This is a genomic window from Streptomyces sp. NPDC093510, assembly GCF_040683555.1.
Lineage (GTDB): Bacteria > Actinomycetota > Actinomycetes > Streptomycetales > Streptomycetaceae > Streptomyces.
In genome coordinates, this window is the sequence record NZ_JBFBEE010000017.1 from 1 (window position 1) to 11,736 (window position 11,736).

The 11,736-nt window shown below is 72.2% G+C and carries 12 protein-coding genes; 5 read left to right on the forward strand and 7 right to left on the reverse strand.

What is annotated here, in order from left to right:
• Positions 1-940 precede the first annotated feature (940 nt).
• Positions 941-2,500, forward strand: coding sequence for an alpha/beta hydrolase (locus AB0N81_RS26340; RefSeq protein WP_365362442.1), 1,560 nt, complete (start codon positions 941-943; stop codon positions 2,498-2,500).
• 16 nt (positions 2,501-2,516) lie between these two features.
• Here the strand turns inward: AB0N81_RS26340 and AB0N81_RS26345 are convergent, their stop codons facing one another.
• On the reverse strand, positions 2,517-3,431 hold the full coding sequence (locus tag AB0N81_RS26345) for a helix-turn-helix transcriptional regulator (RefSeq protein ID WP_365362443.1): 915 nt from the start codon (positions 3,429-3,431) through the stop codon (positions 2,517-2,519).
• A gap of 272 nt (positions 3,432-3,703) precedes the next feature.
• Between AB0N81_RS26345 and AB0N81_RS26350 the strand changes: the two genes are divergently transcribed.
• Together AB0N81_RS26350 and AB0N81_RS26355 are read left to right on the forward strand one after the other, a co-directional pair.
• A complete protein-coding gene (locus AB0N81_RS26350) occupies positions 3,704-5,110 on the forward strand; it encodes an MFS transporter (RefSeq protein ID WP_365362445.1) in 1,407 nt (468 codons plus the stop codon).
• 319 nt (positions 5,111-5,429) lie between these two features.
• Positions 5,430-5,891, forward strand: a complete 462-nt coding sequence (locus AB0N81_RS26355; protein ID WP_365362447.1) for a hypothetical protein — start codon at positions 5,430-5,432, stop codon at positions 5,889-5,891.
• On the opposite strand, the gene AB0N81_RS26360 is transcribed toward AB0N81_RS26355, so the two are convergent.
• From AB0N81_RS26360 to AB0N81_RS26370, 3 genes are read right to left on the reverse strand one after another with little or no spacing between them, the layout of a single operon-like run.
• Positions 5,870-6,757 carry an aminoglycoside phosphotransferase family protein gene (locus tag AB0N81_RS26360; RefSeq protein WP_365362449.1) on the reverse strand — a complete coding sequence of 296 codons (888 nt, stop codon included), beginning with the start codon at positions 6,755-6,757 and terminating at the stop codon, positions 5,870-5,872. The genes AB0N81_RS26355 and AB0N81_RS26360 overlap by 22 nt on opposite strands.
• A gap of 1 nt (position 6,758) precedes the next feature.
• Positions 6,759-7,061: a DUF397 domain-containing protein gene (locus tag AB0N81_RS26365; RefSeq protein WP_365362451.1), complete on the reverse strand. Its 303-nt coding sequence runs from the start codon at positions 7,059-7,061 to the stop codon at positions 6,759-6,761.
• Positions 7,058-7,924 carry a helix-turn-helix transcriptional regulator gene (locus AB0N81_RS26370; protein ID WP_365362452.1) on the reverse strand — a complete coding sequence of 289 codons (867 nt, stop codon included), beginning with the start codon at positions 7,922-7,924 and terminating at the stop codon, positions 7,058-7,060. The genes AB0N81_RS26365 and AB0N81_RS26370 overlap by 4 nt, the downstream gene beginning before the upstream one ends.
• 138 nt (positions 7,925-8,062) lie before the next feature.
• Here AB0N81_RS26370 and AB0N81_RS26375 point away from each other — a divergent pair, with 138 nt between their 5' ends.
• Positions 8,063-8,512 (forward strand): ATP-binding protein, encoded by a 450-nt coding sequence (locus AB0N81_RS26375; protein ID WP_365362454.1) that lies wholly within the window; start codon positions 8,063-8,065, stop codon positions 8,510-8,512.
• Here the strand turns inward: AB0N81_RS26375 and AB0N81_RS26380 are convergent.
• The 3 genes from AB0N81_RS26380 to AB0N81_RS26390 all read right to left on the reverse strand — a co-directional run bounded on the left by AB0N81_RS26380 (position 8,499) and on the right by AB0N81_RS26390 (position 11,025).
• Positions 8,499-9,506 (reverse strand): molybdopterin-dependent oxidoreductase, encoded by a 1,008-nt coding sequence (locus AB0N81_RS26380; protein ID WP_365362456.1) that lies wholly within the window; start codon positions 9,504-9,506, stop codon positions 8,499-8,501. The genes AB0N81_RS26375 and AB0N81_RS26380 overlap by 14 nt on opposite strands.
• On the reverse strand, positions 9,503-9,646 hold the full coding sequence (locus tag AB0N81_RS26385) for a hypothetical protein (RefSeq protein WP_365362458.1): 144 nt from the start codon (positions 9,644-9,646) through the stop codon (positions 9,503-9,505). The genes AB0N81_RS26380 and AB0N81_RS26385 overlap by 4 nt, the downstream gene beginning before the upstream one ends.
• A 149-nt stretch (positions 9,647-9,795) precedes the next feature.
• Positions 9,796-11,025: a lipase family protein gene (locus AB0N81_RS26390; RefSeq protein WP_365362460.1), complete on the reverse strand. Its 1,230-nt coding sequence runs from the start codon at positions 11,023-11,025 to the stop codon at positions 9,796-9,798.
• A 187-nt stretch (positions 11,026-11,212) separates the two neighbouring features.
• On the opposite strand from AB0N81_RS26390, the gene AB0N81_RS26395 reads away from it, so the two are divergent.
• Positions 11,213-11,710 carry a hypothetical protein gene (locus AB0N81_RS26395; protein ID WP_365362462.1) on the forward strand — a complete coding sequence of 166 codons (498 nt, stop codon included), beginning with the start codon at positions 11,213-11,215 and terminating at the stop codon, positions 11,708-11,710.
• Positions 11,711-11,736 lie beyond the last annotated feature (26 nt).

Below are 11,736 nucleotides of genomic sequence, written 5' to 3' on the forward strand. Positions count from 1 at the left end.
CCGCCCACCCGCCCCTACACCTGCGGGGACGTCGCGGGGTGCACGGGTGGGTGGGTGGGATACATCCGCCGCGAAGCGGCGGGCTTGGCGCTCCTACCCCGGGGGGACGTCGCGGGGGGGGGCACCCCACCCACCCGCCCCTACCCCCGCGGGACGTCGCGGGGCGCACGGGCGGGCGGGTGGGATACATCCGCCGCGGAGCGGCGGGCTTGGTGCCCCAACCCCGGGGGGACGTCGCGGGGGACGCCCCACCCACCCGCCCCGACTCCCGCCGGACGGCGCGCTGTTCGTGTCCGCCACGTCTTCCGCCGCGCATCGCGGAGTTCGCACACCCACGCCCCCGGGCGGACCGCACAGGGCAGCCCCCACCCCCACCCCGCTGGGTCTCGCGGGCCCTCCACCCACCCATCTCGGGTGGACCGCACGGGGGCGCCCCCACCCGCCCCTGCCCCCGCATGGCGTTGCGGGGTGAACGGGTGGGTGGGTGGGAGGTATCCGTCGCGAAGCGGCGGGCTTGTGGGGGGTAAGGGGAACGGGCACGGGCTACGCGCCCAGCGCCGTGTGCACCTCGGTGAGGGGCTTCGTGTTCCTGACCGCTGTGGCGTCCAGGACAACTGCCGTGGGGCGACGGGTGGTTGTGGGGGGTGTCTCCTGTGGTGAGGGGTAGCAACTCGCCTGGGAGCGTGGGGTTTTGCGGGGCCCAGCGGCGCAGCGGGGTTGGTCGGGGCAGGCCCAGGTGGCGGGTGAGGAAGCGGCCGGGCGCCGTGGTGGCGAAGGTCAGGTAGCGGTCGGCCATTGTCCAGCTCCCAGCTCGCTCGTCAATTTACCTGCGAGTAAGGTTACTCAGCAGTCAGGAGTTGGTCGAGGCATACGTCCTGAACGGGCGAGGGCCGAGCGCCGCGCTTAGGGTGAGCCGAGGGGCACACCCTGGGAGGTTGCCGTGCGCGGAGCTTGCGCAGTCGCCGGCGTCACCACGCTGGTCGTCGTGGGAGCGGGCGTGCCGGGTGCCGCCGTCGCCGATGACGGCGGCGGGCGGCCCGACCTGGCGCGTTTCTATACGCAGAAGATCAAGTGGGCCGGTTGTACGGGCGACACCGAAGCCGTGGCGGAGGCCACGGGTGGCGCCAAGGATGTCCGGTGCGGGCACGTGACCGTCCCGATCGACTACGCGAAGCCCGCCGCCGGAACCGTCGACGTCGCCATGATCCGCATGAAGTCCAGCTCGAGCGGCAAGCCGCGCGGCTCCCTGCTGCTGAACTTCGGCGGGCCCGGTGGCCCCGGCGTCTCCGCGCTCGCGGGGGCGCAGAAGGACTTCGGTTTCCTCAGCAAGGACTACGACGTCGTCTCCTTCGACCCGCGCGGCGTCGGCCGGAGCGAGCCGGTCAGCTGCGGCGACGCCGGGGAGGGCGGCGACCCCGCCTCCGGTGACGCGACGGACCCGGCCGCCGTATTGAAGGAGATGCGCAAGGTCGCCAAGGAGTGCGCGGACAAGTCCGGGCCGGTCCTGCCCCACATGGGGACCGTCAATGTCTCCCGCGACATGGACGTCATGCGCCAGGCCCTCGGCGACAAGAAGCTGAACTATCTGGGGTTCTCGTACGGGACGCGGCTCGGTGCCGTCTACGCCGCCCAGTTCCCGAAGAAGGTGGGGCGGATGGCGCTCGACGGCGTCGACACGCTGACCGAGCCCGTCGCCGAACAGTCCCTCGCGACCGCCGAAGGGCGCCAGACCGCCCTCGACAACTTCCTCACCTGGTGCACGGGGAACGCCGGATGCGTCTTCGGCACGGACTCGCGCGGTGCGCGGCAGAGCATGGTCAGGATCATCCAGGAGATGGACCAGATGCCGCTGCGCTCCATGGACGGCGCGGAGTTCACCGGACAGGACGTCGTCAGCGTACTCAGTCAGGCCCTGTACAGCAGGCAGGCCTGGCCCGCGCTGTCGCAGGCCCTGGGGGCGCTGCTCGCGGACGGTGACCCCCGGGCGCTGATACGGATGAGCGGCGGACTCGCCCACGGGGCCGTGCGGGGCGGGGCGCGGGCGATGGGGGAGGACGTGCCCGCCGACAACATGGCCGCCGCTCTCATGGCCGTGAACTGCGCCGATGATCCCGACCGGCCCGATGCCGCGCGGATAGAGAAGGAAGTCGGCAGGCTGCAGAAGGAGTTCGACGAGGCGTCGCCCGTCTTCGGCCGGTCGATGCTGATGCCCGTGCTGCTGTGCTTCGGGCGGCCGGCCGGGACGAGCTACATCCGTGAGGACGTACGCGACGTGAAGACGCCCAAGCTGCTGCTGGTCGGCACGCGCGGCGACCCGGCCACGCCGTACCGGTGGACGGAGGAGACCGCGCGGCGCCTCGGTTCGCAGGCCGTCGTCCTGGACAACAAGGGTGACGGGCACACCGGTTACCTGGGCTCCGAGTGCGTGCAGGACAAGGTGAACGGGTTCCTGCTGTACGGCGAGACCCCCAAGACGGGGAGCTCGTGCGCGGCCGAGTGAGCGTTGGTCGGGCCGGTCAGCGTGGCGGGCTCAGGCGGAGCATGGCCGCCTCGTCCGGAGTGCCCTGCGGGGCCTGGTAGACCACCATCCGCTGGCCGCCCGTCCTCGCCAGCGTCATCACCTCGTACGTGAGCGTCATCGCGCCCACCTTGGGATGCTCGAAGGACTTGGTGCCGCCGCCGCGCTCACTCACGTCGTACCGCTCCCAGATGCGGGCGAAGTCCGGCGACTTCAGCAGGAGTTCGCCGACCAGGTTCGTCAGCTGGGGCGAGTCGGTGTCGGTGCCGCCGATCGCGCGAAGGTGTGACACCGACTTGGCGACCGTCTCCTCCCACGGCCGGTACAGCACGCGGCCCACGGGGTGCAGGAAGAGGTAGCGGAGTACGTTGCGCTGCTCGGCGGGCCACTCCCACAGGCCGGGGAGCAGCGCCTTGCCGGGGGCGTTGGCGGCCAGCATGTAGCTGTGCCTGCTCACCACGTACGCGGGCAGCGGGGCCAGCGCCTCCAGTGTGCGCAGGGTGGAGTCGCGGACCGTGTGGTCGGCCGTCGGGTGCGGTTCCGTCAGGCGGCCCGAGGCGAGTTCGGCCAGGTCGCGCAGGCGGTCGTGGGCCTCGCCCGTCAGGCGCAGGGCGCGGGCCAGGGCGTCGATGACGGCGGGGGAGGGGTTCGACTCGCGGCCGCGCTCCATCCGCGTGTAGTAGTCGACGCTCACCCCGGCGAGGGTGGCGAGCTCCTCGCGGCGCAGGCCCGGCGTGCGGCGGATTCCGGCGCCCGCGGGGAGGCCCGCCTCGGCGGGGGTCACCCGGGCCCGGCGGGCGCGCAGGTACCTGCCCAGTTCGGTGCCGGTTCCGGTGCCGGTCCCGGTGCTGGTGGCTCCCGTTGTGCTGGTGGCTCCCGTTGTGCCGGTGGCGCTCGCTGTGCTGTCCGTCATTCGCTCATTGTCCCTGGTGGGGTCTGAGGGCGGGGTGGGGCGTGGGGGGCCGTGTCAGGGCGAGGAACGCGGGACCCCTGTGAGGTGCGGCCTGCCACGGCGTGGGGCTTCGGCCCAGAGTGGGTGACGTCAGGCGGTTCGGCCGCCGTGGCCCAGGGGGTGCGTGACACCGGGCCGCGGTCGCGGTGGTCCGAGCCGTCTGCGCTTCGCGATGCGCGGAGCTCGAACTCTCCGTCGCGCCGCGACGGAACCGTCTCACCGTAGGAGACCCCATGTCCGCCGCTGTCCTCGCGCCCGGCCCCGTCCAGACCGGCGCCGCCCGGCCCGCACGCTCCGGCCCTGTCGCTCTCGTCGCCGCCCTGCTCGGGTTCGCCGTCATCACCATCGACGTCACCGCGGTGAACATCGCGCTGCCCGACATCCGGGACACTCTGCACGGGGGCATGGCGGGGCTGCAGTGGGTCGTGGACGCGTACACGCTGATGTTCGCGGCGTTGATGCTGTCCGCCGGGGCGCTGGCGGACCGGGCCGGGGCGCGGCGAGCGTACGTATGGGGGGTGGGGCTGTTCACCGTCGCGTCGTTGGCGTGCGCGCTCGCGCCCGGCATCGGGGCGCTGATCGCGGCCCGCGTCGCGCAGGGCGCGGGCGCGGCCGTCGTGATGCCCGCCTCGCTCGCGCTGATCCGGCAGGCGTACGACGATCCGCGTCGCCGGGCCCGCGCCATCGCGCTGTGGACGGTGGGCGGTTCCGCGTCCGTCGCGGTGGGGCCCGTGCTCGGTGGCGTGCTGACGGAGACCGCCGGGTGGCGGTCCGTCTTCCTCCTCAACCTGCCCGTGGGCGCGGTGATCCTCGTCCTTCTCGCCCGCGTCGCCCGCTCTCCGCGCCGTCCGGCGCCGCTCGACCTCGGCGGGCAGGTGACGGCCGTACTCGCCCTGGCGGGGCTCGCGTTCGCGGTCATCGAGGGCGGGCACCTGGGGTGGACGAGCGCGCCCGTGCTCGCCGCCTTCGCCGTGGCTGTCGCCGCCGGATTCGCCTTCCACCGTGCCGAGAAGCGGCACCCCGCGCCCATGGTGCCGCTCGAACTGCTGCGGCGGCGGGCGGTCTCGGTCGCCCTCGCGGTGGGCTTCGCGGTGAACGCCGGGTTCTACGGCGTGACCTTCCTCCTCGGCCTCTACTACCAGCAGCTGCGCGGCATGTCGGGCGTCGAGGCGGGCTTGATGTTCGTGCCGCTCGCCGCGTTCATCACCGGGACGAACCTCGTCTCGCCGCGTGCCGCCGAGCGGCTGGGGCGGCGTACGGTCATCGTGCTCGGGCAGGCGATCCTCGCGCTCGCCATGTTCGCGCTGGTACCGCTGACCGCCGGTACGCCGTTGTGGCTCGTCCTCGTCCTGCTCGTACCCACGGGTCTCGGCGGTGCCTTCGCCGTCCCCGCGCTGACCGCCCAGCTCCTCGACAGCGTCCCCGGCGAACGTGCCGGTACGGCGTCCGGTCTCCTCAACTCCCTTCGCCAGACCGGCGGGGCGATGTCCGTGGCCCTCTTCGGGGCGCTCCTCGCGAACGGTGACGGTGGCGGGGCCTCAGGGTTCTCGCTCTCCGGGATGCACACGGGGCTTGTCGTCGCGGGCCTCACGCTCTGCGCGACGACGGCCCTCGTGGCGTGGCTGCTCCCGCGCGACTGACCCGCTTCCCCGGACCGCACCCGCTCCGCCGGACGGCACGCCAGCTTCGGAGTGCGTGGTGCGTGGTGCGTGGTGTGTGGTGCGTGGCGGTGCTGGTGGATCTGGACACGGCGGACCGTACGGCGAGTCTCGTCGGGGGGCGGTTGATGCGTGAGCGTGCCCACGTGGACGAAAGCCCCGGAGTCCGTTGTTCGGCGCTGCGGTGGCTCGCCTTCGCCGACCCGGGCCGGCCCACCGGGTCGGCTCGGGCACCCCGGCACGTTGGCGATGGCGGCACTCGGGAGCGAGGTGTGGTGACTGATGCCTCACAATCCCCACCGTGGACCTACGACCCGAGCTGCTGCCCCCGCACGTTCCCCCGCGACGCCTGGCCGCGCTGAGCCGTGAGATCGAGCGGGTCGCCGAGCTGGTGCTCGACGGGGCCGGGGACGAGGCCGTCGCGGCGTTCAACGCGGCGACCGGGCACCGTTACGGGCCGCTCGACTTCGTCGAGTACGACGGCCTGCGGAGCCTGGAGGAGTTCGCGCGGGAGGCGGCGCGGCCCGCGTGGCCCCGCGTGCCGGACGTCACGCGGGACGAGCTCGTCGAGATCGTGCGCCGGGTCGCCGCGGACCCGGCGTCCCCCGACTGCGACTATTACCTGCTCCTCCTCGCCGCGAACGTCCCGCACCCCCGCGCCCGCGACCTGGTCCTGGGTTCGGACCTGGGCCCGGAGAGCGGTGCCGACGCGGCGGGGCGGGTTGTCGATGCGCTGCTGAGCTACCGGGCGATCAGTCTCTGAAGCGCCGCCCGGCCCACGCGGCCCCACGTCACCTTGCCGCCCGGCAGACCGCGTTCCCCGTTGCGGCCGATGGCGATGAGAACCAGGGCTTGCAGGACGGCCCGGCCCCGGGCACGCCGGATCGTCGCGTCGTCGGCGCGCGCGTACGCCTCGAAGAAGCGTGGCGCCGCCCCGTTGGGCAGGAGCAGCCACGCCGCCGCGAGGTCGGTGGCCGGGTCGCCCGCGCAGAGTTCGCCGAAGTCGATGACACCGGAGAGGGTGCCGTCCGTTACGACGGCGTTCGCGGGGTGCAGGTCGCCGTGCAGCCAGACCGGCGTCCCCTCCCACGGGGGTGCCGTGACGGCGTCCTCCCAGACGGCGCGGAGGGCCGGCGCCCCGCTGCCCACCTCCGGTGCCAGGTCGCGGAGTTGCTGTTCGAAGACGTGGGTGAGGGTGGGGAGGGGTGCGCCTCGTTCCTGGATGCGGGGTGCGTCCGCCGGGGCCTCCTTGTGCAGCGCGCGCAGGAACTCCGCCAGCGTCTCGGCCCCGTGGTCGGCCTGGCTGACCGGGGTGCGGTCGGCCGGAGAGCCCGGCACCCAGGCAGCGATCGTCCACGGCTGCGGTAAGCGGGACGTCGGCTCGACCAGGTGCACGGGGGTCGGTACGGGGAGGGGGAGCGTGGGCGCGAGCGCCGGGAGCCAGCGGTGTTCTTTGCGGAGGAGTTCCGGGGCGCGTTCGGTACGGGGTAGGCGTGCGGCCAGTTGCGCGCCCAGGCGCCAGAGTTCGTTGTCCCAGCCCCTGACCGGGGAGTGGATCTCCAGCTCCGCGAGGTCTGGGTGCTGCTCCTTGAGGAGGGCGCGGATCAGGGTCTCGGTGACCTCCTCCACGTCAGGCCTTGGCGTACGGGAGGAAGCGGGACCAGGAGGCGGGGGTTATGGAGAGGGTGGGGCCGGTGGGGTTCTTGGAGTCGCGAATGTGGATCGCGTGGGGACAGGACGATAGCTCTACGCATTCGCCGCCCTCACCGGTGCTGTGGCTGGACTTCCGCCAGGGGTACGCGACTTCGAGGCACGTGCCACCCTCGCCGCCGCTGTAGCTGGACTTCCGCCAGTTGTAGGCGACTTCGAGGCAGTCGCCGCCCTCGCCGCTGCTGTAGCTGGACTTGAACCAGTCCAGTTCCTCGGTGCTCATCGCTCTCCCAGCATCTTCTCGATCAGGGCCAGGGACTCTCGCGGGTTGAGAGCCAGTCCGCGCATGCTCCCATAGCGGTCGGCGATCAGCCGTACCTCTTCGGGATCGGTGATCAGACGAGGATGGCCCTGCGCCTCCGTGTAAGCCACCTGCTGTTTGCCCTTGGGGGTCAGCAGGTTGAAGGCGCTGTCCAGGTTCGGGTGTTCCTCGCGATCGGTCGGCAGCACGTACAGCTCTACGTTGCGTTTGCAGCCCATTCGGAGCAAGTGCCTCAACTGGGCCTCGTGCACCGCACGTCCGCCAATCGGACGCTGCAGCGCAACCTCTTCCAATACATAGGTCAGAGCCGGAGAGGGCCAGTGCTCGAAGATCTGCTGGCGGGCCAAGCGGTCGGACACCCGCTTCTCGATGGTGGCGTCGTCGAGGAGGGGACGCCGGTAGGTGAATACGGCACGAGCGTAGTCCTCCGTCTGCAGAAGGCCGTGCACAGTCTGGTTGCAGTAGTGGTGCAGCTCCACCGCCTGCGCCTCCATGCTCGCGTACCCCCGGTACCAATCCGGGTGTCGAGTCCGCGATTTCGCCTGCGCCTCCCGTACGTCATCAGCAGCCGCCGCCAGCGCTCCCCTCGCGTCGAGCGGTCCGTCCACCCGGATCAGGAATTCCGGCTGGGGAGTCCGTACGCCGCGCTCCATGGAGGAGATCAGCGCCTCCCCGCAATGCGCCACCTTGCCCAGTTCCCGCTGGCTCATGCCCGCGTGTTCGCGCAGGGCCTTGATCTGTTTGCCGAGTGCACTGAAGAGGTGGGTCGTGCCGTCCGCCTCGGACGGCCGCTCCGGTCGTTCCTCATGGTCTGTGCTCGCCATGCCCGTACCGTCCTCGCGTGGTCACGGTTGACGCCTCGTACAGCCAGGGTCCCGTACTCGTACATCTACCCGGCGTCATGGCGTCGTACCTGGTCAGCGTAGAACCGACCCGCCACGCTAAGTGACATGAAGACGCAAATGCCCACCCAACGAGTCGAGCTCGAAGGCCCCGCCTTCCGGCAATTGCTCAGCCCCACCCGGCGAGGTGCCCGCCTGGCCCGGCGCCTCGCCACCCACCAGCTGGACCTCTGGGGCATCCCGCACGGGAGCGAGCTCTCCGACGCCGCCGCGCACATCGTCGCCGAGCTCGCGGCGAACGCCGTCACGCACGGACACGTGGCCGGCCGCGACTTCGAGCTGCGGCTCGTCCGGACGGGGCCCGACACGCTCCGTATCGAAGTCGCGGACTGTCGGGGCGACCGTCGGCCGGAGATGCAACAGGCGGGCCCCGACGGCGAGTCGGGGCGAGGGCTGTGCGTCGTCCAGGCGCTGGCCAGCTCCTGGGGCGTGACCGAGCGTGTCGTCGGCAAGACCGTCTGGGCCGAGCTCCGACACGAGGGGCAGGCCGCTGCCGCTAGCCCACCGTGAAGCGGACCTCGTGGACGGAGTTCCGGGCGCCCGGCGGCGGCTGGACGCGGCCGGCCGCGTCCGTCGCGCGGGAGCGGACCGTGTGCGGGCCGGGCCGGAGCGTGCGGCGCAGGGAGAAGCCCTGCCAGGTCGGCTCGGCGCCGAGGGCGTCGAGGGTGGCGGGCTCCCACGGGCCGTCGTCGACGGACAGGTCGAGACGGACGACCTCCGTCGTGCTCCAGGCGCGGCCCCGGAACGCCACGTCACCGTGAGGGAGTTGAGAGCCGACCGCAGGCGTCAGGATCTTGCTGTTGACGTCCAGCGCGCGTACCGGCTGCGGGGTGTCGGAACCCGGCAGCACCCGCGTGTAGAACGTCGTCGTGAACATGTGCTGCGGGCGCTCCTCCGTGAGGACGACGCGGGTCAGCCACTTCACGGAGTTCGTGCCGAACATGCGGGGGACGACCGCCCGGAGAGGGTGGCCGTGCCGGGCGCGCAGGGGCGCGCCGTTCATGCCGTGGGCGAGGAACACGTCACGGCGGGCGGTCTCCAGGGGGAGGTCCTTCACGTACGAGAGTCCGTCCTCGCCCTGGAAGGAACCCGTGTCCGCGCCCTCGAAGCGCACGTGCCGCGCGGCGGGAAGAGGGAGCGCGCGCTCCAGGAGCGCGGCCAGTGGCAGGCCGGTCCATTCGATGTTCGTCACCGCGCGCGTGGGCGTATCGGGACGGAACGGGCTGCCGAAGCACTCGTGGACGGCGGTGAGTTGTTCCCGTGGGAGGGCGAGGAGCGCCGGCAGGTCGAGGCGCAGGGGGTGTGCCACCAGGCCCCCGACCGTCAGCGTCCAGGTCTCGGGGTCGATGTCCGGGACGCCCAGGTGGGTGCGTACGAAGACGTTGTCCACCGGGGTGACGAAGTCGGGGCCCGGCGCGGGGTCCGCCCGCGAGGGGTCCTCCGGTGGCGGCGTGAGAGGCGCCGAGGGAGCGGCGGGCACGGTGGGCGTGGCCGGTGCGGTCATCGGGCGGCTTCCTTTCGGGGGCCCTCCGGATCGCCCGCCGGCTCCGTCGTGGGGCGGTGCGGCATCGTGTCGGACGCCTTCATCGCCAGGACGAGCAGGGCCAGCAGGGCCAGGGACAGGGCCGTGGGCGCGATGAGCATGACGAGAATTCCCCCCGGTTCTCGAAGTCGTGCAAACCTCAAGATCCTATGGGGGGACGTGCCGCGCTGCCCACCGGTTTTCGAACCGGTGTTCCGGGTACGGCCGCCGCTCGGGGACGTACCCGGGAACCTCGATCGCCCTGCTGTGCCTAGCAGTTGCCGCGTACCGGCTTGCCCGCGAACCGGTCCGCCAGCCACGCGCCCGCGAGCGGCGACTGTGTGATCACGCCGCTGACGTGCTCGGCGAGCGGCACGGTGTGCCACTCCACGGTCGCGCCCCGGGCGCACCAGTCCTGCCGGACCTTCCTGCCCACGCTGTACGGGATGAGCTCGTCGGCGAGCGCGTGGTACTGGTACACGGGCGCGTCCGGCCTGGCCGTGCCGACCCGCGACTCGTTCAGGCGCTGTTTCCAGTCGGGCTGGTCGAGGGGGTTCTTCGTGGTCATCGACGAGATCGGCTTGAACGAGCCGAGCACCGTACCGTCCGCGACGCAGGAGTTCTTCAGCGCCGCGATGAGCTTCTCGCCCTTCGCGTTGAGGTAGGAGCCGAGGTTCAGTTCGGGGAAGGCCGCGTTCTGGCCGATCGCCGCCATGAAGATCAGGCCGGAGCCGTACAGACCGTCGTTGAACTCCGCGACCTTCAGGAGGTCGCCGGGGACACCCCCGGTCGCCGTGCCCTTCACATCGAGGTCCGGGGCGTACGAGCCGTGCAGTTCGGCCGCCCACGACGAGGCCTGGCCGCCCTGCGAATAACCCATGATGCCGACCGGCGTGTCCTCGCCGAGGCCCGCCTCGGGGAGGCGGATCGCGGCGCGGGCGGCGTCCAGCACGGCCTGGCCCTCGGCGCGGCCCACCGTGTACGTGTGGTCGCCCGGGGTGCCGAGGCCCTCGTAGTCGGTGACGGCCACCGCCCAGCCGCGCAGGGTCAGCTGCTGGATGAGGTTGGCCTCCAGAGTGGTGCCCTTGGGAAAGCCCGCGCTGGGCGCGCAGTGGTCGCCGAGGCCGACGGTCCCGACGGCGTACGTGATCAGGGGACGGGGGCCCTTGCGGCCGTCCTGGGGCACGATGACCGTGCCGGAGACGGTGTTCGGCTCACCCTTGGCCGTGGTCGAGCGGTAGTGGATCTTCCAGGCCTTGGTGTTCGTCGGCTGGCCGGGCAAGGGGTGGAAGCTGCTCGGCTCGGAGCTCACGACGTCACCGGGGGAGCCGGGGGAGCCGGGTGAGCCGAGGGAGCCGGCTGTACCCGCGGAGCCCTCGGCGTGCGTGGAGCCCTCGGCGTGCGCGGCGTGCGCGGCGTGTGCGGCGGTGAGCGGGGTGACGGCCGACAGACCGAGCGCGGCGGCCACGGCCCACGCTCCGACGCTGGTACGTGTGTGCATGCGGCTCTCCCAACTGTCTTCAGGGGCGGAGGTGTTTAGGCAACGACCGTAGAGACCCGCGGGTAATCCAGGGGCTGACCGGGACGCTCACCTTCGTTGACTTCGGCTCGCAGGTATCCAGGGCGCCGCCACGGCGCTACGTTCACAGAGGGGGAGCCGCGGGCTCTGAACGAGTGGGGGTGTGGCGATGCTCGACGACGCCATGACAGCACTGGCGGCCGAGGGCTCGGACGCCGTCGTACAGGCTGCGGGAACGGAGAGCTGGCCGGGCGTACGGGGGCCGGTGGCCCGGTGGTTCAGCCGGGGCGACCCGGCACGCGAGCGGGCCACGCTGGACCGCCTCGACCGCACGGACGCGCACCTCGCCGGCGTGGAGGGCGACCTGGGGCGGCGGCTGCGGGGCGACGAGCGGATCTCCTGGCGCACCCGCTTCGAGATCGCCCTGGACGATCTGGACGACGGGGTCCGCACCGAACTGGGCAGCGAACTTCGCACGCTCGTACGGGAGTTAAGGAGCGCCATCGGGCGCGGTGGGCCCACGGTCGGACACATGACGGTGTCGGGTCCCGGCGCGCAGGCCGCCGCCGGGCCCGTCGTCAACTACGGCAGCCCGGTCAACATCGACAAGATGTACGGAAACCTGGGGATAGACCACCCTTCCCCGCCGGATCCGGCCGAGGGCTGAGCGGACCGGCGGGTGCACGGCCGCTC